Origin of the sequence: Algoriphagus sp. oki45, assembly GCF_036245605.1 — a bacterium.
In the GTDB taxonomy this organism is placed as follows: Bacteria; Bacteroidota; Bacteroidia; order Cytophagales; family Cyclobacteriaceae; genus Algoriphagus.
Genome location: NZ_BTPC01000003.1, coordinates 1 through 21369, shown reverse-complemented (window position 1 = coordinate 21369; position 21369 = coordinate 1). Strand labels below are relative to the sequence as shown.

Sequence of the window (21369 nt, the reverse complement as noted above, 5' to 3'; positions counted from 1 at the left end):
CTATGATCCGATTTTTGCTGGAGCGGCCGATTGCGGTCATGATGTCCTTTTTGGCCTTGGTGGTCTTTTCAGGCATTGTCTTTCGCCTGTTGCCTATTTCGCTTTTGCCTCCCATCGATGTGCCTCAGATCGTGGTCAAGGTCACCTATCCCAATGCCTCCCCGGAGTCCATCGAGCAGAACGTCCTGCAGCAAATCCGGGAGGGACTGATCACCCTTAATGGCTTGGAAGAGATGGAAAGCAAGGCCGGTTCGGAAGTAGGGACTGTCCGGCTGACCTTCGACTACGGCACCCAAATGGAGCTGGCCTACATCGATGTCAATGAAAAAATCGACCGACTGGTCAATACCCTCCCCCGGGACTTGACCCGCCCCGAAGTGATCCGAATCAATACTTCGGATATTCCTGTAGCCCGGGTTCAGGTCATTCCCAAAGCCGACACCGACCCGGTGGAGGTCAGCCTCCTCGCCGAAAATGTGCTCAAAAAGCGAATCGAGCAGCTTCCCGGAGTCTCTCTGGTCGATATCAATGGGAAGCGGGAGCGGATCATCTCCGTGGAGCCGGATGATGAAGCCTTGGCTGCTTTGGGCATGACCCAACAAAATCTCATCGACGCCATCCAAGCAGGAAATGCCGAGCTCCCGGGTATCAGCGTCAAAGACGGGCAGTTTCGCTATTTCCTCCGACTCGCCACCCGCGTAGATACGCCCGAAGATGTGGAGTCTCTTCCCGTGCGATCTGCCAAGGGGGCCATCGTGCCTTTGGGAAGAGTGGCCAAGGCTCGATATGAGACTCAGGAGATGTTGGGATTTCACCTTTTTGGCCTGCAGGAGGGGCTTGTGATCACTGTACATAAGCAGGCTTCTGCCAAAATGAATGAGCTGATTCCCGAGCTGAAGGCTTCCTTGGATTACTTCCGGGCAGACTATCCTCAAGTAGAATTTGAACTCACCCAAGACCAAAGCAATCTGCTTAATGCAGCCATTTCCAACCTGCAGACCAGCTTGCTTTTTGGGGGTATTTTCGCCTTCGCTGTACTTTTCCTTTTCATCAAAGACTTCCGTATTCCGCTGATTATGGGGGTGAGTTTGCCGACCTCGCTCTTGATCAGCTTTCTCGTTTTTTACTTTTTCGGCATATCCATCAATATCATTTCTCTATCCGGCCTCGCTCTGGGGATCGGGATGCTGATTGACAATGCGATCATCGTTTTGGACAATATCACCCGAAAGCGGGAGAGTGGCTTGCCGCCTTTTGAGGCTTGCGTGCAGGGTGCCAATGAGGTGATGGGAGCTTTGATTTCTTCCGTGCTCACGACCTTGGCGGTATTTGTGCCCCTGGTATTTTTGAGCGGGATTTCCGGGGCCTTGTTTTATGATCAGGCAGTGGCTGTGGCAGCGATTCTGTCTGTTTCCCTGATGGTGGCCTTTGTGCTGCTTCCTCTGCTTTATTGGTTGATCTTCAGGGTAGGGAAAAGAGGAGACGTGCAGGGAGAACCCAAAGCATTTATTAAAACTCTTGGACTGTATGAGCGGGTTTTTGACTGGGTTTTTTCCCGAAGAAAAACGGCTTTGATCGGCTTTTTTATCCTGATTCCTATGGGTTTGGGTTTGGGGCTTTTGCTCCGATCCGAAGGGCTTCCTGAAATCGAAAAGCCCGATGCCACTCTGGAAATCGACTGGAATGAACCCATCTCTGCTGCGCAAAACCGGGATCGGATGCTCAGTTTGATTCAGGGCGTGAGGAATTATTCGCAAGCGGAGACCGATGTCGGCGTGCGGCAGTTTCTCCTCTTTGACGGGGACAATTCCATCCAAAAGTCCCTGCTTTACCTGCTTTTTCCTTCCGAGTCGGAGAAAAATACCCAAATCGAAGTCCTGAGAAAGCGATTGGAGGCCGATTTCCCTTTAGCCACCTATGTCTTGGGAGATGCGCCAAATACTTTTGATCAGCTGTTTTCCAGTAACTTGCCCTTTTACGAAGTACGTTGGAAAGACCTGACTCAGAAGAAGCCCATTCCTGCTGAAAAAATGAAGGGCTGGCTGGATGATTTTCCTACAGAAAATTGGACACCGGGTCCCGGTCTTCAGGAAGAACGCTCCGTGGTCTTTTCCCTTTTGGCAGAAAAAATGGCCCTGTACCAAATTCCTGTAGAGAATGTGCAGGAGCAGCTTTCCCGCTTGTTTGGTGTATTTACGATTACCGATATCCGACGATTTGGGGAGGTGACTCCTATTCGGCTCAAGGAAAATCAGGATCGCTTCGAGCATCTGCTTCGGACCACCCGGATCTATGCTTCGGACAGTACCTCGTATCTTTTGGGAGAGTTTGTGGATTTCCAATACCGAAATCAGTACAAGTACATTACCGCTGACCGCGGCGGAATCTATCAAAGTGTGGAAGTGGCCGATCCCAATCCCGAAAAGATGGAGACGGATTACATTCGGTGGGGTGTAGGGCATGACTTGGCAGTGGAAACGCAGGGGCAGTTTTTCCGGGATCGGGAAAATCTCCGTCAGTTGATAGGAATCCTGTTGGTATCGGTTCTGCTGTTGTACTTTATCCTAGCCGCCCAGTTTGAAAGCTTTGTGCAGCCCTTGATCGTGGTCTTTACCCTTCCTTTGGGGATAGGGGGAGCCTTTTTGATCCTGCTGATCACGGGTTCTTCCCTGAATGTCATGTCTGCCATTGGCCTGGTTGTCATGCTCGGAATCATGGTCAACGACGCGATTCTGAAGATCGACACGATCAACCGACTGAAGGTGGAATTTGCCAAAGATTCCTCTTTGAGTGAAAAGGAAGTAAGAAATAAGGCGATACATGCCGGAGGGAAAATCCGGCTCAAGCCCATCCTGATGACCTCGATCACTACGATTCTGGCCCTGATTCCGATTATTTTCAGTTCAGGCTTGGGAGCGGATTTGCAGCGGCCATTGGTGTATTCGGTGATCGGAGGACTTACCATCGGGACAGCCACTGCGTTGTATTTTGTACCCTTGATGTATTGGTTTTTTGACAAAAATGTAGGCAAAAGAGAGAAGCTATGACGCCGTTTCGGGTTTTGATTGCATTTGTGGTGTTGGGGATTCTGGGCTTTGCCACAGTCCCTCTGCTCTCCGTGGATCTGAATCCCCGGGAGCGGGAACCTGTGCTTTCGGTCGGTTTTTCCATTCCCCAATCTTCTCCAGAAATCATCGAAAAACTGGGTACCTCTCCTCTGGAGGGGGCTTTTTCCCAACTCACCGAGCTCAAGCAGATCAAGTCTGTCTCCAATTATAACCAAGGTTCTGTCACCCTTCGCTTTGACAAGAAGGCGGATATGGAGTTGAAAAAGTTTGAGGTTCTGGCCCTGATTCGGCAGATTTATCCTCAGCTGGATGAGCGGATGTCCTACCCGGTGGTGACCCAAAGTGAAGAATCCCGAAGAGATTTCAAGACGCCGATTCTCACCTACAGTGTCAATGGACCTTTTGCCAGCTTCGAGATCAAAAAAATCGCCGAAGATGTACTCAAACCCGCCATCACCCGATTTGCCGAGGTGGAGGAGGTACAGGTACGGGGGGCCAATGAACTGCAGCTTTTTGTCACCTTTGACGGGCAGCGGCTTCAGGCCTTTGGGCTCACCCGCAATCAGCTTAATCAGCAGCTAAGCCGGGCCTTTGGGCAGCAGTTTCCCGGGACGGTGTACAACGATCGGGGGGAGACGCTTTTTGTCACCCTCGACCGTAAGCTGAACAGTTTGGATCAGCTGGAAAACCTCATCATCAAGCAGGATCGGGGGCTGGAAATCCGCCTGAGGGACATTGCTCAGGTGACCTTGGAAGAAGCGGAGCCGATCAGCTTCTATCGGATCAATGGGAATAACTCCGTGACGCTGTCGATTTACAATCGGGACGGAGTGAACAAGGTCCTTTTGGCCAAAAGCCTAAAAGCCTCTCTCGAGGCAGCCAAGATCAATCTGCCGCAGGGCTTCGAAGTACGGCTGGAAAACGACGACACCGAGTTTTTGGAAAAGGAGCTTAACAAAATCTATCAGCGCTCGGGCTTGTCGATTTTGATCCTGATCGCCTTTATTTTTCTGATCAACCGAAACCTGAAATACCTCAGCATACTCTTTTTGGGGATCGTGGTCAATCTCAGTTTGACTTCGATGATCCTGTATTTTTTGGGAGTAGATATCCATTTGTACTCCATCGCTGGCCTGACCATCAGCTTTGGGCTGGTGGTGGACAATGCCATCGTGATGATCGATCACTTACACAAGTATCGAAACAGAAAAGTGTTTTTGGCCCTTTTGGCAGCGTCATTGACTACAGTTGCAGCTCTCTTGCTGGTTTTGCTTTTGCCGGAGGAAGACCGGAAAAACCTGACCGAGTTTTCGATCGTGGTTTCGGTGATGCTGGGGGTGAGTTTGTTGGTGGCTTTGTTTTTCACACCGGCATTTTATGAGGTCTTGTTCAAGGATTCGGTGGTGAAAGGGAGAAAGCTGGCTTTTTCCCGACTCAGAAGCCGAGCCAAGTGGCTGAATCGCTACGAAAGCTGGGTGGGTGGTACGGCCCGCTTTAGAAAGGCTTTCCTCTTTGCCGTAATTTTGCTTTTCGGTACCCCGATTTTTTTCCTTCCTGCCAAGTGGGAAGGTCAGGAGTGGTACAATAAGACCGTCGGAAATACTTTCTACCAGGAGGAAATCCGTCCCTATGTAGACAGGGCTTTGGGAGGTTCTTTAAGGATGTTTGTACGGGGAGTGTATGAGAAAAGCAGCTACCGGGAGCCGGAGAAGACCCGACTCTTTGTCACAGCCCGTCTTCCTTTTGGCAATACCCTTCAGCAGATGGACTTCATCATGCGGGAGTTTGAAGCGTACCTGAAAGGCGTGGAGGGTATCGATCAGTTTGTCACCTATGTGGTCTCCGGGCAATACGCCCAAATCGTGATTACCTTCAAGGAAGCCTACGAAAAAGGGGCCTTGCCCTATCAGCTGAAAGGCAAGCTTTCCGTCAAATCCACCGACTGGAGTGGAGCCCAATGGAACATCTACGGCGTAGGGCAGGGCTTCTATACCGGTGGAGGGGGTGAGGGGATTCCCAGCTTTCGGGTGGAAATGCGGGGGTATAATTTCGACGAACTGGAGCGGCAGGCAGATGTAATTGCAGAAAAACTCCTAAAACACAAGCGAATCCAGACTGTCAATACCAACGAGCGACTCAGCTACAATGAGCAGAAAACCCAAGAGTATGTCCTCCGCTTGGATCAAACCCAAATAGCCTTGGGAGGTACCTCTCAGTACGAATTGGTCAACACCCTTCAGGACCTGTCCAAGCCTCAGCGCCCGGCCACCTACCTGAATTTGGAAGATCAAAACTATGGGCTGATGCTCAGAGAGGTTCAATCGGAAGGGTTTTCCAAGTTTGATCTGGAGCAAAAGGGACTTTTCAGCGGGGAGGATAAAATCGTCAAAATCTCTGATTTTGGGGCGCTGTCTTTGGAGACCACTACCAACGCGCTTCACAAAGAGGATAGGCAGTATCTGCGGGTGGTGTCCTTCGAATACATGGGTTCGGCGAAGTTTGGCAACGAGTACCTGGACGAAGTGCTGAAAGAAATGAAGGCACAGATGCCCATTGGCTACGAAGCGAAAAAGCAGGAATGGGGATGGAGTTTTGAGCAGACCAAAAGACAGTACGGGCTTTTGGGGCTCTTGATCGTGGCCATTTTCTTTATCTGTACGATCTTGTTTGAAAACTTCCGGCAGCCTTTCTTGATCATCTTCCTGATACCGATCAGCTTTATTGGGCTGTTTTTGATCTTTTCGCTCTTCGACTTCTACTTTGACCAAGGAGGCTATGCAGCCTTTGTGATGCTTGGAGGTTTGGCCGTGAATGCGGGAATTTTTATCCTGAATGATTTCAACAACCGATCCGGAAGAAAAGAAAACCGCAAGCTCCTCAAGTCAATCGCCGGTAAGGCCATTCCGATTTTGCTGACGGTGCTTTCGACCTGTTTTGGTTTGATTCCCTTTCTGATCGAGGGCCAAAATGAGATCTTTTGGTTTTCTCTGGCCATCGGGACGATTGGCGGATTGGTTTTCAGCTTGCTGGGAGTCTTTTGGATTTTGCCTGTGATGATGTGGAGGAAGGCGAAAAAGCTTGCCTGAAAAATCGGGCTCTCCTGTCCTATTTTTTATTGACTTCTGCGATTAACAAAAAAACACCATGAGAAAACTCTTGATTTTTGGTAGCCTTACCTATGTTCTTTGGAGCTGTGGAGAAGATGAGTTAGCTGAAAAAAGCTCCGGTTTTGAGGCTGAATTGGTATGGTTGGACTCCGTCGTGGTGGATTCCTTTATTGACCTGACTTTGGCAGCGGTAGACCCGGAAGATGGGCGGATGATTTTCAAGGATCGTTCTTTGAACCATATTCTTTTGACTGATTTAAAAGGTGAGATTTTAGATACTTTGGAGTTGAAAGGAGAAGCACCAGACCAAGTTTCATTACCTGTGGAGATGGTTTTTGATGAAGGAGGATTGATTGTCAAAGATTTGGAGGCGGGGATGCCACTAAATTTTTTCAATAAGGATTTCAAGAAAGTGAAGAAAAGCCCCTCTTTAGCACTTGGACTTAGTTTTCTGGAAATCAATCCTTATTGGGTGAGTTTTAGCCCGATCCAAAAAGAAGGAAAAATACTCCTTGTTGGTATGGAAGGTAACGGAGTAGATCCTGAACTGATGACAGAGAGTTGGAAAAAGGCTGAGTTTTACGATCAAGCAAAAGCTGGATTCGTTTATGATCCGGAATTGGATTCTCTATGGAGATTCAATTCATTTCCGGAAAACTGGGAATACAGAAAAACCCGAGAATGGAAAGGGTATGTTTTCCCTTTTGTCCAAGCCTTGGGAGAAGAGGAATTGATTGGGGTTTTACCACGGGTCGGGAATCAGTTTTTCCTGTATCGATGGGAGAATCAAGAGCTAATTCCTGTGAAAGAAACTCTCCTAAGCCATCCCGATCGAAATGATCGGCTAGACTATGATTCGAATGATGATTATTTTCTTTATCCGAGTTTTTCTGACCTAAAGGCCGGAGGGCACTATTTTTTGATCCAATTCCATACAGAGATTCCAGTGGCGGTCAGAGATGAGTATAAAGCTAGGATTCCTGATTACAGAAACAATCCGGAGTTCAATGAGGCCTTTCAAAAGTATTGGAAATACAAATATCTACTTGTGAATCAGTTTGGGGAAAGTTACCCTTTGAGGAATCTGCCTATTGAGGGTACAGTCCACCATCTCGATAAAAACGACGTGCTGTACATCAAACCCAAATCTGAAGTAGAGAAGGATAATAATGTCTTTTACCGCTACCAAATATTGGGAAAGACTGAGGAGAAAAGAACTCAAATAAAATAGTTGGAGGACTTAGGGATTGGAACCTGTCTTAACTCCCTTTTTATAAATCGGGATTTGTACGCCAAAGTAGGCATCCGTACTTCTTGAATTTTTGGAAAGCAGATTGGTGAGGATTGATCCTGAGCCTAAGGTCACAGGACCTAAGCGAACCCCAACTCCCCAAGAAATACTTCCCTCGTATTGACGGTAGGAAATCGGACTGTATAGGCTAAACCATCCCGATTCCAATCTTGGAGTCAAAACGAAGCTGTTGACGATTTGACTGACAGGGAACTGCTCGTTGTTTTTGATACTGATGGAGCCATGGCCGGATAGATAAAACCGGTTGGTGATCGCATAGTCAGCGAATATTTGCAGGGAAGTGGGCATTCCCAAAACGGGAGAGCTGATCTGCTGAGTTCCAGTGTAGTTTTCCTCCAAAAACTCAATCAAATCCTGATCTGGAATCTGATCCAAAAACAGAGTTTGGTTCATATCGTAATCCCAATCCGTAAAGTTCTGGTACCGGATTCCGCCCAAGTCCAAAACGGAAATGCCAGCTTTGAATTTGTATCCGTCAGTATAGGCGTTTTTACTTTGATCCTTTACTTGGAAAATCAAGCCCAAATCCGCTCCGAATCCGGATTCCAATTCGCTGAAAAAGTCATTCTCTGAGTCAAAGCCTTCAGAATAGCCAAAATTAAGATTTCCTCTGGTGGTCAGCGTATTGGGAGTCTCCAGATATACTGCACCCAATACCCGACTGGAGCCCACAGCACCTCCGCCGCCTACGAGGTACTTGACGGTGGCTGCACCTCGGAGACTGTAATTTTCATTTTCCACAAAAACCCTTCCGTAGGTGAGGCCGATTTCTCCCCAAGTGTGAGCAATTCCCGACAAATCCTGCATCACTACTTCAAAACTTTCTGATTCATCCTCCCCGACTATGGTTTCAAAAAAGTCCCCGCCGATGTTATTCAGATTGAAAAAGGTCCGAAAACGAGTCGTTAGGGCCAAGCTGTTTTTGGAATCCAAATTGAATTGAAACCCAGGCCCAAACACATCCAAGTTTCCCACAAAATTGTTGTCGGGTTTGGCGTTGATATTGGTACTGGACTGTAGTCGCTGGAAATTATTGATTTGGTCCAAGTCTCCCAGACTCAGCCCAATGTAGTCATTGCCTACATAGGCACTCATCGAAAACAAATGAATCTCAGATTTCAGTCTGGGATTGATTACGTTGGCAGGGTTTAGACTCAAGCCTTTGATTCCGGCCCGATTGTCGATTTGGGCACCGATTAGGGTTTGGGAAAGGGAAATGGAGGGTCCGAGGAATATCAGTCCGATGAAAAAGGTCAGGAATTGTTTCATTGTAAGTATTAGGTTCGTGGTAAATAAAAGAAAGTGGGAGAGCCGGGAGCTTGCGGGCAATCTCATTCCCTAAACAATATCCGGTATTTATTTTAAAATGGGGTTAAAAAGAGGTTAAGAATGCAGGCAAATGTGCTTTTTGACAAAAAATGATTTGAAATATAGGTGGGGAACTTCTTTTTAACTGGGATATTTCTTTAATCGGTCAATCAAACAAACCGCCGTAAACCAGACCAAAAGAAAGAATGAGTTGCTGAAGGGGAGCTCTTTTGGTTTCAAATTAAAACGCTCCTCCTCCATCAGGAAAAGGAACATATCTCACATCTCCCTTGGTCAAAAAGCGCAGGTCACTGCTGCTTTGGTAGTTTGCTTTGAATTCCAAGAAAAGTCCGGGCTCAGCAGCAATGGGAATTTGTACCCCGGTGCCCAGACTGTAGGCAAGTGTCCAGTTTTCAAAATCCTTTCCTGATTCGATTATCTCTTCAGAAAGGATGGTTTCCCGGACTTTATATCTAGTGTAGAGATAGTTCGCCCCAAACTTAGTCTCGATGAAATGCCTGATTTTCCCCAAGGGATTGGTTTGGTAGCGAATGACTGCCATTCCGGTAGCGATATTGTTGTTCCTGCGGAGTCGGAGTTCATCCGAAAAACCCCGGTATAGATCTGTTCTCCTTTCCAGCTTGCTTCCATAGATGCCTTAGCCCAGTTCCAGGCCAAGAGATACCGGTGCGGTAGGTGCTTCATAGAGGAAAAGGCCTGAGAGAGAAGGTATAAACAGGCCTCCCACTTCATTCTTCAGCTCTCCTACAGCTATCCCTCCATTGAAATGGCCACCAGCAGACCATACTTGGGCATGGGCAAAATTTCCCAAAGCCATCAAAAAGACTAGTTGGATTAGTTTTTTCATATCGTAAGACTTGTTTCTTCCTACGAAAAAGAGGGGAGGGATGGTTTTTGAAATGGAGTTTATCCTTTCTATTTTCTCTTTTCCAAAAACTCCAAAAACCCCCTCAAACCCATCACTCGGATATTTTTTGCTATTGGGTAATTTTCATCCTTTGGAACGATCACATGAAGCAAAGGGATTCCCAAGTCTTCCATCGCGATGTAAGTTCCTTTGGTCAGGATAGGGGCAGAACTGAACTTGATTTCTGCTGCAGCCACCCATTGGTCGTTTCGGCGGATAAGTAGGTCGATTTCTGCCCCGTCTTGGGTGCGATAGTAATACATCTCATCATCCGAATTCAAGACAGAGTGAACCTGATTTAACACGAAGGCTTCCCAAGAAGCGCCCAGAATAATATTGCCGAATAAGTTTTCCAGAGATGAGATTCCCAAAAGGTTATGAAGCATTCCTGTATCTCTGAAATAAAGCTTGGGAGACTTGACCAGTCTTTTTTTCATATTCATATGCCAAGAGGGAAGCTCTCTCACCAAAAACGCTTCTATTAAGAAGCTTAAATAGGTTTTAATTGTCGGAATAGTCAGTCCCAAAGATTTACCAAATGTAGAGTAGTTGAGGACTCCCCCATTTGAAGAGGCAATCATCATCAGGAATTTCCGGGTAATGCTTGGATCAGCCGGTAGCCCATAGTTTGGTAAATCTCGCTGTACATAACTGGCAATGAAAGACCTGTACCATTCTGTGGTAAATCTCCTGTTGTCTTTGAGGTAAGGCTCAGGAAACCCTCCCATTAGCCATAGTTTATTTTGATCTTCAGGATTGATTTCAAGAAGGTTAAGGGGAGTCATTTCTAGGTAGTTGATCCTTCCAGCCAAACTTTCGGAGCTTTGTCTTAAGAGTTCAGGAGAAGCTGATCCCAAAATGATGAATTTCCCAGGCCTTCTATTTTCGTCTACCATTGACCGAATTAGAGGGAAAAGGTTGGGTACGTGCTGAATCTCATCGAGAATGATGGTTTTGTTTTGGTACTCAGTAAAGAATAGTTCTGGGTCTTCAATTTTGTTTAGATCTGAATTTTTTTCAAGATCTAGATAGATTGAGTTAGATGGATATGAAGCTGTTTTGGCCAGAGTGGTTTTTCCTACCTGCCTCGGCCCGATCAATCCAGTTACGGGGAAATTTTGGATTGAAAAGTAAAAATCATCCTCAATTTTTCTTTGTATCATCCCTGCAAATCTAAAAATAAATTTTAGAAATGCAGGGATAAATTATTTGTAAATTTCTGAATTTCAGGATTATTATTTTTGATGATTGAAAAAAAGGACACTTTTTCTAGGTGTTTGAATTACTGGGCTTCATCCCTGCAAAATTAAAATCAAATTTTAAATTTTCGGGGATAGATTTTTTATAGATAGTTGAAAATCAGAACAAATACCTTTCGGGATTTCAAAATCTGGAAGGTTTGGAATGCCAACAAATAAATCCCGAACATTTCCATGTCCGGGATTCAATCCTTATGCTGAGTGGAGTTGATTCGTCAAACCTCAAATCTCTAATTATACTTTATTCGGCTCTGGATGCACCCAAGGTCCGCGATAGGGTCTCCGGAGCTTGGCAGTCGCCTCGGGATCGTTGATTACAGTCATGGTTTTTGGGTCGTACCGAAGGGGTCGGCCACCCAGTTCCATGGAGATGTTCGCCAAAATGCAAGATGCGGTAGAGATGTGGCCTTCTTCTACATCTGCAATAGGCAAAGTATCCTTGTCGATGGATTCAAGCCAGTTTTTCATATGAAGTCGTGTTGCCGGAGCCGCATTGAGTTCGATTCGGTCTTCGGTCAGGTCTTCAGGGTACTGCTCCCGCTCAAAGACACAGTCAAAGTGGATTTTCTCCTCCTTTTGATCATAGGGGAAATAATCTGCCTGCATGGTACTACCGGCTAGCATTCCTTTTTCTCCGAAAATCTTAAAGGACCAAGGATATTCCGGATCGACGGGATTGCCCCAAGTACGGTGCTGCCATACCACATTCAGTTCAGGGAATTCGAAAATGGCCGTTTGTGTGTCGGAGATGTTTGATTTTCCTTCTTTTTGGACAAAAATACCTCCTGTCGAGGTGATTTGGCTAGGCCATCCCAGCTTGAGCATCCAGCGGACTGTGTCCAGCATGTGCACGCACATGTCACCGGTGATTCCGTTGCCGTATTCCATGAAGGTTCTCCACCAGCGGATGTGAGGAAGTCCATCATAGGGCCTCATCGGGGCTGGCCCGGTCCACATTTCGTAATTGAAGAAATCAGGAACAGGTTCTACGGGAGGGTTTCCGTTTGCTCGCATGTGGAAATAGCAGCAGACTTCCGCGTGACTGATTTTACCCAATTTGCCGGTGTCAATGATTTGCTTCTTGGCATCAATCAGGTGTGGGGTGCTTTTTCGCTGAGTACCGATTTGGCACTTCCGGTTGTATTTTCTTGCAGCGGCCAAGATGGCTTCTCCTTCGATCACGTCTACGGAAATAGGCTTTTGCAGATAGACATGAGCCCCTGATTTCAGTGCTTCTATAGCCTGAAGAGCATGCCAGTGATCCGGAGAACCAATCAGCACCAGATCGCATTTATGTTTTTTAAGCAATTCCCGGTAGTCTTCAAAAAGCTCGGGTACGTTTTTGGATTTTTGCCGTTGGGAGACGAGTTCACCGGCGGCAGTAAGCATGTTTTTGTCCACATCACATAGGGCTACCACTTCCACGTCAGCCACTTGGATGAGTCGGAACAGATCGGATTTCCCATACCAGCCGGTACCGATTAGTGCTACTTTCAGCGGGCCTTCCCGATCTTTGAAGTCCATTCCAAAAAGGCCAAAACTGGCCAAAGTCATCAGGGCAGAGGATCCTTTCAAAAAATCTCTTCGATTCAATTGATTCATAGGTTTTTGGGTTAAAGCGTGATGTTGATCAACAATTTACAAAAAGGGCACTCAGATGCAAACAGGGTAGGGATGGGAGGGAGAAGTTGTAAGGTGGAAAGGTTAAAAAGTTTTATTTCGATTTTCAAAATCCGGTGATTGGGCTGGGGTTTAACTTTTCTCCAGATTTTCTAAATCATCCAGATCCTTTGATCTTTTAGATGCATTTTTTGCATCTATCAAATCATTCTTATGAAGTGTTCTAACTTTCAGACCTCCGTCATCATAGATTTTTGATTTGGAAAATGCTTGATCAAAGTTGAGTCCTTTTACCTCAGTCATGATGTCAATGGCAACTGGTGATTTGCCATAAGAAAAAACATTCCATTCCGGATGGTGTAGAAAATTCTCCTCAGTCATATCGAAAACTGGCATTCCAAATTGATAGAAAGCCTTTTCTAGTTTTTTGTAGTTCTTTTTTGTCCTCTTCACCCAGATATCCATGTCTCCGGTGGTTCTGGAGTATCCATGTATGATTACAGAAAATCCTCCCACCAAAATGTAGTCCACACTCTGCTCGTTGAGTGCATTTAGAAAATCTCTGAAATCATCTTGAAAAATACTCCCCATTATTTTCTGACTTTAATCTGAAAAAAAGTCTTGTCCATTTTAGGAGGATTTTCTAAGTCATATCCGTAAGCAATACTATTCAGATATTGGTGAATCCGAAGTCGTTCCTGCCAAGTTGTATCTCGGTATTCTTTGCCATAATTGACTTGTTCAGAAGCGTTTCTGGCTTGAAAGGCAGTTCGGTCTAGTCGGTATTTTTTTGGAGAATCGCTCATGATTGGAAGTTAAGAAATTCGTGTTATAAAAATCTGAATTCTGAAATCCCAAATCTGAAATCAAAACTTGACCCCAAACCGCTCTCCCAGTTGAGTCAAATCTTTCACTACCGGTTCAAGCAAAGGAATTCCATCTTTCATCCGGATGGATTCCAGCTCTCTTTCCGGATCACCCGGGATTAGTACCTTTTCATTTCCGGGCGTGGTCTCGGCAGTTCTGAATCTTCTAATCCAGTTGTCCATATGGGATTTGAATTCATCTGCAGGGCGGAAGGCATCCACCCGCATAGCTCCAAAGAAATGACCGATTCCCTCACCCACCAAGTTGGGAAGAGGGTCCAAAAATGCTACAAATGGAGGAACCCAAGGTCCGTAATTGGCTCCTGAAAGTACGGCTGAGAAGATATCCACAATTGCTCCCAAGGCATATCCTTTGTGCGAACCATGCTCTCTATCTCCACCCAAAGGCAGAAGTGCTCCGCCATCTTTGACCCCGTTCGCCGAGGTGGTTGGGTTTCCAGATTTATCCTGAACCCAGCCCGTAGGAGTATCCAGCCCTTTTCGTTGCAGGATTTCCAGTTTTCCATTGGCAGCGGTGGTAGTCGCCATATCAGCTACGAAGGGAGGTTCCTCATTGGCAGGAATAGCCACAGAAATCGGGTTGGTGCCTAGAAGCCTTTCTTTAGAAAAAGTAGGGGCCACCAGCGGACTGGCATTAGTCAGAGATATTCCAATCATGTCTTGCTCCAAGGCCATCATGGCATGGTATCCGGCGATGCCGTAGTGATTGGAATTCCTTACAGAAACCCAACCCGTTCCTACGTTTTTGGCTTTTTCCATAGCCACTTTCATTGCAAAAGGTGCGACCACCAATCCTAGACCACTATCCCCGTCGACTACAGCTGTGGATGGAGTTTCGTAGGTCACCCGTACCTTAGGTTTAGCATTTATTCGGCCTTTTTCCCATAGCCTCACATAGCCGCTCAGCCTGGCCACTCCATGACTATCTACCCCCCTTAGGTCAGCCGAAAGCAATACTTCTGTGGCAGTCTTTGCGTCAGATTCCGGACAGCCGATTTGGATCAGCATGTCATAGGTGAAGCGGTAAAGGTGTTCGTAGGAGAAGTTTTGCATGAAATATTAATTGTCGATGAGGCAAAGATAATTGAGCGAGGTAACCAGCAGTTTTGGTCAAGAAAGAAGTTGACCTTTTTTAGCCTTTATGGCTAAAAACCTTAAACTGCTACTTTTCCGGACAAAAGACGGGAAACAGCACCCTCTTTCAAAGAATAATGGGAACAGACAATAGCCTCTACTGGCACATAGCGAAGGATAAATTCGATCAGGCAACTGGCTACCACGATCATATCCACCCGCATTGGAATCATTCCAGGGATATTCAGTCGCTCTTCTCGATTTTTGGTTTTGAGCAGCTCAAAAATCCGCTCGAATTCGGCTTTTGGCAACTCAAATACATGCTGTCCTGTGAGCTTGCACTGAAGCATGGATTCAAAATAAATATCCGTCAGCGTGTCAAACGTACCTGATGCTCCCACAAGTCCGGTTGGCTTGTACCGGTGAATGGCTTCTATTAAAGGCGAAAGCTTTTCCTGACAGTGAGCTTCGAGCTTTTCCACTTCATTAGGTAAAATAGGATCATGATAATGGAAAGCATCCAGAAGGCGTTGTCCGCCGATTTCGAAGCTTCTTTTCCAGAAAACCTCCTGAGAAGTCCCGATGATGAATTCCACTGAACCTCCTCCGATGTCCATCATCAGATTTACATGGCCATTGAGCGAGCCAGAGAGATTAATGCCCTCATAGATCAACTGAGCTTCCTCTTCTCCTGAAATGACATGAATTTCTATTCCTATATCCTCTTTCACCTTTTGGACAAATTCTGCCCCATTACCGGCATTTCGGACTGCTGAGGTTGCAAAAGCAAAAACCTGATCGATGTTTTCTCCATCAATCAGGTTTTTGAAATGCTTGAGAGTATGAAAAGCCCTTTTTTGGGCATCTTGAGCAAGTTGATTTTGGCTGATACCGCCCTGTCCAAGCTTTACCGGGATTTTTTCTTTGTAAAGTGTTTTGAAATCGACGCCATTTAATTCCACCAATAACAAATGAAATGTATTGGTCCCCATGTCGATCACCGCAGCCTTTCTGGTACTCATATTCTGCCAAAATTTTTGGATGGGCGAATATAGAAAGTTTTTGAAAAGTTCAAGGTTGAATAGCCCAGTCGATTGAAAAAGAGTGAGAGTCAGGTAGAATCGGTTATTCATCTATTGAATTTTCCAATCTTCCTATTTTTCGGCTTTCCAATCGACTCAAGGGCCTATATTTGATGACAGAACGAAAATCCCGAATATGACTGACCCAAAAAATACTTTGTATACCCTGCCAAGCAATGCGGAAAAAATCGAGCTTTTGGCCAAAAAAAATGCAGAAGCGGAGTTGGGAGGAGGAAAATCCCGAATAGATTCTCAGCATAAAAAAGGAAAGCTGACAGCAAGAGAGCGAATAGACCTGCTTCTGGATGAGGGTACTTTTGAAGAGATTGACAAGTTTGTCATGCACCGGGCAAAGGATTTTGGTCTTGACAAAGAACATTACCTTGGAGATGGTGTAGTGACAGGATATGGTGAAATCAACGGTCGTCTCGTGTATGTCTTCTCCCAGGATTTTACTGTCTTTGGAGGTTCGCTTTCAGAAACCCACGCGGAAAAAATCTGCAAAATCATGGATTTGGCTATGAAAAATGGTGCTCCAGTGATCGGATTGAATGATTCTGGTGGTGCCCGTATTCAGGAGGGAGTCAATTCTCTGGGAGGCTATGCGGATATTTTTTATCGAAACACTTTGGCTTCCGGTGTGATCCCTCAGATTTCCGCCATAATGGGTCCTTGTGCAGGAGGGGCAGTTTACTCTCCGGCCATTACGGACTTTATTCTTATGGTGGAGAATACTTCTTACATGTTTGTGACCGGTCCAAACGTAGTCAAAACCGTGACCCAGGAGACTGTCACTGCCGAGGAGCTAGGTGGAGCATCTACCCACAGTACCAAGTCTGGGGTCACCCATTTTGCCTGTGCAAACGAAGTGGAGGCAATCCGACATATCAAAAGATTGCTGAGTTACATACCTCAAAACTGTGAAGATACGGCTCCCATTTATCCCTATGAACTGAAAAAGGATGAGTCCAGGAAGGAACTGGATGCACTGATTCCAGAAAACCCGAATCATCCATACGATATGAGAGATGTGGTGAGGGGGATTGTGGATGAAGAGTCCTTCTTGGAAGTTCATGAAAACTACGCGGATAATATCGTGGTGGGTTTTGCCCGCATTGCAGGTCGGAGCATTGGGATTGTTGGCAATCAGCCCCAGTCCATGGCGGGTGTGCTGGATAATCATGCATCGATTAAAGCTGCCCGTTTTGTTCGTTTTTGCGATAGCTTTAATGTGCCATTATTGGTTTTAGTGGATGTACCGGGCTTTTTACCGGGTACAGATCAGGAGTGGAATGGAATCATCACTAATGGAGCTAAGCTTTTGTATGCTTTTTCTGAAGCGACGGTTCCAAGAATCACTGTCATTACTCGAAAGGCATACGGTGGTGCCTATGATGTGATGAACTCCAAGCATATCGGAGCCGATATGAACTACGCTTGGCCCACTGCGGAGATTGCTGTGATGGGGGCAAAAGGAGCTGCAGAGATTATTTTCAAGAAAGAAATAGCCGAAGCTGAAAACCCAGAAGCCAAACTTCAGGAAAAGGTAGATGAATACACCGCTAAGTTTGCCAATCCGTATCGGGCGGCTCATCGGGGCTTCATAGACGAGGTCATCATTCCATCCGAAACCCGAACCAAACTGATCAAAGCCTTCAAAATGCTGGAAAACAAGGTGGATAAGCTTCCAAAGAAGAAGCATGGGAATATTCCGCTTTGACAATCCTCAATTTTCAATCAACAAAATTCAATTTTCAATGGAATCAAATTCCTTTTTGAACAAATACCTCAACAATGCCTCCCCAACCGGGTTTGAAGCCTCCGGGCAGGAAATCTGGTTAGATTATATCCGGCCTTTTGTAGATAGCTATTTTACTGATAACTATGGAACTGCCGTAGGGGTGATCAACCCCGAGGCAGAGTACAGGGTGGTAATTGAGGCTCATGCGGATGAAATCAGCTGGTTTGTAAATTACATCAAGGACGATGGGTACATCTACGTCCGTCGCAATGGAGGCTCGGATCATATGATCGCGCCTTCCATGCGGGTGAATATTCATACCGACAAGGGGATTATTCCTGGAGTTTTTGGTTGGCCGGCTATCCATGTGCGAAAGGAAGGAAAGGAAGATGCACCTACCTTGGATAATATTTTCATCGATGTGGGCGCCCGCTCCAAAACCGAGGTGGAGGAAATGGGAATCCATGTGGGATGCGTGATCACCTTCAAAGATGAGTTAATCGAATTGAATGGTAAATTCTGGTCAGGTCGAGCATTGGACAACCGAATCGGTGGCTACATGATCGCTCAAGTGGCCAGAAAACTAAAGGAATCCGGGAAGAAGCTTCCTTTCGGGCTGTATGTAGTCAATGCGGTTCAGGAAGAAATAGGTCTTCGCGGTGCTGAGATGATTGCTCACCGAATCAAACCCAATGTGGCCATCATCACGGATGTATGTCACGATACCACTGCACCTTTATATAATAAGGTGACGAGCGGTGATCAGACAGCAGGAAAAGGCCCGGTATTAACCTATGGTGCATCGGTTCACAAGAAACTGCTGGATTTGATTATTGCTGCTGCGCGAAAAAATGAAATTCCATTTCAGCGAGCAGCTGCCTCAAGGAGCACAGGTACCGATACGGATGCTTTTGCTTATTCTAATGAAGGAGTGCCTTCAGCTTTGATTTCTTTGCCTCTAAAATATATGCATACTACTGTTGAGACTGCCAGTAAGCAGGATATTGAGCAAGTGATTGAGCTGATGTATGCGTTCTTGGTTGATTTTGACCCAAGTTTTGATTTCAGGTATATTAAATAGGTCAACAGACCACCGGCCCCAGTCAACAGCAGTGGTCGGTGGTCTGTCGACTATTGACTCAAATGCTCTTCACTGATCAACTCAATCGATCCATTTTTTTATCGGATCCACCTAAGCGGATCATTTCACTGGTGCCTTCCCAAACGGAATTGTTGGTGGATTTGGGTTTGGAAGAAAGCATCGTAGGGGTCACCAAGTTTTGTATACATCCCAAGCATCTTAGAAAGAGTAAAGCCATCGTAGGGGGAACCAAGAATTATCGATTTGAAGTCATTGATTCACTCCATCCGGATTTGATCATAGGCAATAAGGAGGAGAATGATCGAGAGGGGATTGAAAAATTAGCAGAGAAATATCAGGTCTGGATGAGCGAAATTTTTTCGCTGGAGGATAATTATAGGATGATTGAACAAGTCGGGCGATTTACCCAATCAGATTTAAGAGCAGAAGAAATAATCGGGAAAATCAAATCTTCCTTTGCAGAACCGATTGCAAAAAAAGGAACCTGCGTTTACCTGATTTGGAATGATCCCATTATGGTTGCGGGTGGATCCACCTTCATTGATTCTATGTTGAAATTGGCTGGCTTTGAAAACCTGGTTAGGCAAACAAGATATCCTCAGCTTTCGGCGGAGGATCTGCAGAACCTTTCCCCCGAATTCCTGCTATTGAGCTCCGAACCTTTTCCTTTCAAAGAAAAGCACCTTGATTTTTTTCGGTCTCTTCTTCCCAATTCCCAAATTAAGCTTGTCGATGGAGAGCTTTTCTCATGGTATGGAAGCCGGTTGATCCATTCTGGGAATTACTTTCGGAATTTATAAGGAAATCCTTTCAGAGACTTGACTTTCCATTTGTAAAAATTATAAATACTGCTAGGTACTTTTTTAAAAAATTCAATTAACTTTTCTACCTCAAGCTTTTCGACTTTGAATTCTCAGGTCGTTGGCGAAATTGAATGAAAATTAATTGATCAATCCATGAAAAAACAAAAATGGTTATTTCTGGGAATGCTAGTCCCTCTGGTATGGGCTTGTGGTCCCAAAGCAACTGAAGAGGTTGTGGAGGAAGAGGTGGTAATAGTAGACAACTCCCTCACAGAAGAAGAGAAGGCAGAAGGCTGGATGCTTCTTTTTGATGGGACATCGATGGATGGCTGGCGTGCCTTCAATGGAGACAGCACTCCTCCCAATTGGATAATTGAGGATGGAGCGATGAAGGGTTTGGGTGCTACCGGGGGTGAAGACTTTGGAGGAGACATAGTATTTGGTCCGATGGAGTTTGAGGAGTTTGAAATGGAATTCACTTGGAAGATATCTCCCGGAGGCAATAGTGGGGTGTTTTACCACGTAGTGGAGGGGCCTGATTACAAGGCACCTTATTACACAGGTCCCGAATATCAGGTAATTGATCAGCTGGGATTTGCTCAGCCTTTGGAAAAATGGCAGTCTCTCGCTGGAGACTATGCGATGTATGAACCGGATTATGAGGGAGTGGTCAAGCCTGCCGGAGAGTGGAATGTTTCCAAAATCATTTTCTCGGAAGAGGGAGCAAGCTATTGGTTGAATGGGAAAAAGACGGTAGAGTTTATCCCTTACTCAGAAGACTGGACAGCAAGAAGAAACTCCGGCAAATGGAATGATTTCCCTGATTATAAAATTGCCCGCAAGGGATTAATTGCATTGCAGGATCACGGGGATCCTGTTTGGTTCAAAAACATCAAAATTAGACCTCTATGAGAAAAATAGGATTCATCCTTCTGACCCTGTTTATTGTGCAAGGTGCTTATGCCCAGAAAAAACAAAAGCTTTTCAATGGAAAAGATTTAACTGGCTGGGTGATTTATGGTACTGAAAAGTGGTATGTGGAAGACGGCTTGTTGGTTTCTGAAAGTGGTCCCGACAAAGGTTATGGCTACTTGGGTACCGAAGAAAACTTCGATGATTTTGAGATTGAATTGGAATTCAAACAAGAAGCCAATGGAAACAGCGGAGTTTTCATCCGATCCACCGTAGACGGTACCAAAGTTTCGGGCTGGCAGGTAGAAGTAGCACCTCCCGGAAGCGACACAGGAGGAATCTATGAATCTTATGGAAGAGGATGGTTAATCAAACCTGATCCTGAAAAAGACAAAGCCCTGAAATTTGGGGAATGGAACAAAATGAGAATTGTGGTAAAAGGAGATAATGTTACTCCTTACCTTAATGGAGTGGAGATGGTCAATTTCTCTGACGAAAAAATCGGTCAGGGAAAAGGAGGCGTTTTGCTTCAGATTCACGATGGTGGAGGAATCAAAGTTTACTGGAAGAATATAGTCTTGAAAAAGCTTTAAGGTAAAAGCTTTTGAAATTTCCTTCAATGAAAGAATTCCAAAGCAGTTTCTTTTTGCTTTGAGAAAAAAAAAGGGTAAGACTGGTTTTTGACTTCAAGACAAATAGGGGATATAAAAAATGAGTTTATAAAGAACCTTGGGGATCATTTACCTCAAGGTTCTTTCTATTTTAATTTTTCCCGATCAATATCAGAGGTTTACAATTTCTTTTGGAAAAAATGTGAAGCAGCTATTGCTACGGACATATTTCTGTCGATATTTGCACTCCCAATCGACGCAGAAGGCGTTGGGGAGGTAGGAAGGAGGCTTTGGAAGTTTGAAAAGACGGGGAGTTCAAAAGGGGAGGGGAGAAAAAAAATATTCAATTTTCTTCTTGCCGGGTAAAAAATATCGCGTACCTTTGCAGTCCTGTTCGAAAGGAACGGGTCAAAAAAAGCGAAAAGCGAAAGGAAAAAAGCCGGTGATGCGGCTGGAATCCACCAGTTCTTGTGAAGACAAGGAACAAGTTCATTGAAGTGATGTAAGGCGAAAAAAATCTGATGAGCTAGTCGGGCTGATGTCTATGCTTTAGGC

17 protein-coding genes are annotated in these 21369 nt (G+C 45.5%); 8 read left to right on the top strand and 9 right to left on the bottom strand.

Translation table 11 applies throughout. The features are described 5' to 3' along the window. Positions 1 to 2: 2 nt before the first annotated feature. The 3 genes from AAA942_RS14015 to AAA942_RS14005 are packed head-to-tail and all read left to right on the top strand — an operon-like array spanning position 3 to position 7406. Positions 3 to 3047 carry an efflux RND transporter permease subunit gene (locus AAA942_RS14015; protein ID WP_338220921.1) on the top strand — a complete coding sequence of 1015 codons (3045 nt, stop codon included), beginning with the start codon at positions 3 to 5 and terminating at the stop codon, positions 3045 to 3047. Further along, positions 3044 to 6154 carry an efflux RND transporter permease subunit gene (locus AAA942_RS14010; RefSeq protein ID WP_338220920.1) on the top strand — a complete coding sequence of 1037 codons (3111 nt, stop codon included), beginning with the start codon at positions 3044 to 3046 and terminating at the stop codon, positions 6152 to 6154. The genes AAA942_RS14015 and AAA942_RS14010 overlap by 4 nt, the downstream gene beginning before the upstream one ends. Before the next feature lie 58 nt (positions 6155 to 6212). Further along, complete coding sequence (locus AAA942_RS14005; RefSeq protein WP_338220919.1) at positions 6213 to 7406, top strand: hypothetical protein; 1194 nt, start codon at positions 6213 to 6215, stop codon at positions 7404 to 7406. A gap of 9 nt (positions 7407 to 7415) precedes the next feature. Here AAA942_RS14005 and AAA942_RS14000 read toward each other — a convergent pair whose 3' ends face one another. The 9 genes from AAA942_RS14000 to AAA942_RS13960 form a co-directional block, all read right to left on the bottom strand. Continuing rightward, positions 7416 to 8756 carry a DUF5723 family protein gene (locus AAA942_RS14000; RefSeq protein ID WP_338220918.1) on the bottom strand — a complete coding sequence of 447 codons (1341 nt, stop codon included), beginning with the start codon at positions 8754 to 8756 and terminating at the stop codon, positions 7416 to 7418. A gap of 280 nt (positions 8757 to 9036) precedes the next feature. Then, on the bottom strand, positions 9037 to 9357 hold the full coding sequence (locus tag AAA942_RS13995; protein WP_338220917.1) for a hypothetical protein: 321 nt from the start codon (positions 9355 to 9357) through the stop codon (positions 9037 to 9039). Positions 9358 to 9453: 96 nt separating this feature from the next. Then, entirely contained in the window at positions 9454 to 9663 is a 210-nt protein-coding gene (locus tag AAA942_RS13990; protein ID WP_338220916.1) for a hypothetical protein, read from the bottom strand. Between the two features lie 68 nt (positions 9664 to 9731). Then, positions 9732 to 10886, bottom strand: coding sequence for an ATP-binding protein (locus tag AAA942_RS13985; protein WP_338220915.1), 1155 nt, complete (start codon positions 10884 to 10886; stop codon positions 9732 to 9734). Positions 10887 to 11216: 330 nt separating this feature from the next. Continuing rightward, entirely contained in the window at positions 11217 to 12584 is a 1368-nt protein-coding gene (locus AAA942_RS13980; RefSeq protein WP_338220914.1) for a Gfo/Idh/MocA family protein, read from the bottom strand. A 150-nt stretch (positions 12585 to 12734) separates the two neighbouring features. Next, on the bottom strand, positions 12735 to 13193 hold the full coding sequence (locus tag AAA942_RS13975; protein WP_338220913.1) for a nucleotidyltransferase: 459 nt from the start codon (positions 13191 to 13193) through the stop codon (positions 12735 to 12737). Next, on the bottom strand, positions 13193 to 13408 hold the full coding sequence (locus tag AAA942_RS13970) for a hypothetical protein (RefSeq protein ID WP_338220912.1): 216 nt from the start codon (positions 13406 to 13408) through the stop codon (positions 13193 to 13195). Before AAA942_RS13970 ends, AAA942_RS13975 begins: the two co-directional genes overlap by 1 nt. A gap of 60 nt (positions 13409 to 13468) precedes the next feature. Further along, on the bottom strand, positions 13469 to 14542 hold the full coding sequence (locus tag AAA942_RS13965) for an Ldh family oxidoreductase (protein ID WP_338220910.1): 1074 nt from the start codon (positions 14540 to 14542) through the stop codon (positions 13469 to 13471). 101 nt (positions 14543 to 14643) lie between these two features. Continuing rightward, the gene (locus AAA942_RS13960) at positions 14644 to 15585 is read right to left on the bottom strand and encodes a Ppx/GppA phosphatase family protein (RefSeq protein ID WP_338220909.1); all 942 of its coding nucleotides are present in this window, start codon (positions 15583 to 15585) and stop codon (positions 14644 to 14646) included. A gap of 196 nt (positions 15586 to 15781) precedes the next feature. On the opposite strand from AAA942_RS13960, the gene AAA942_RS13955 reads away from it, so the two are divergent. From AAA942_RS13955 to AAA942_RS13935, 5 genes are all read left to right on the top strand, one after another. After that, the gene (locus AAA942_RS13955) at positions 15782 to 17365 is read left to right on the top strand and encodes an acyl-CoA carboxylase subunit beta (protein ID WP_338220908.1); all 1584 of its coding nucleotides are present in this window, start codon (positions 15782 to 15784) and stop codon (positions 17363 to 17365) included. Positions 17366 to 17402: 37 nt separating this feature from the next. Beyond that, a complete protein-coding gene (locus AAA942_RS13950) occupies positions 17403 to 18467 on the top strand; it encodes a M42 family metallopeptidase (protein ID WP_338220907.1) in 1065 nt (354 codons plus the stop codon). Positions 18468 to 18529: 62 nt separating this feature from the next. After that, on the top strand, positions 18530 to 19288 hold the full coding sequence (locus tag AAA942_RS13945) for an ABC transporter substrate-binding protein (RefSeq protein WP_338220906.1): 759 nt from the start codon (positions 18530 to 18532) through the stop codon (positions 19286 to 19288). A 156-nt stretch (positions 19289 to 19444) separates the two neighbouring features. Continuing rightward, positions 19445 to 20203: a 3-keto-disaccharide hydrolase gene (locus tag AAA942_RS13940; RefSeq protein WP_338220905.1), complete on the top strand. Its 759-nt coding sequence runs from the start codon at positions 19445 to 19447 to the stop codon at positions 20201 to 20203. Further along, positions 20200 to 20796, top strand: a complete 597-nt coding sequence (locus AAA942_RS13935; protein WP_338220904.1) for a 3-keto-disaccharide hydrolase — start codon at positions 20200 to 20202, stop codon at positions 20794 to 20796. The genes AAA942_RS13940 and AAA942_RS13935 overlap by 4 nt, the downstream gene beginning before the upstream one ends. Positions 20797 to 21369: the final 573 nt, after the last annotated feature.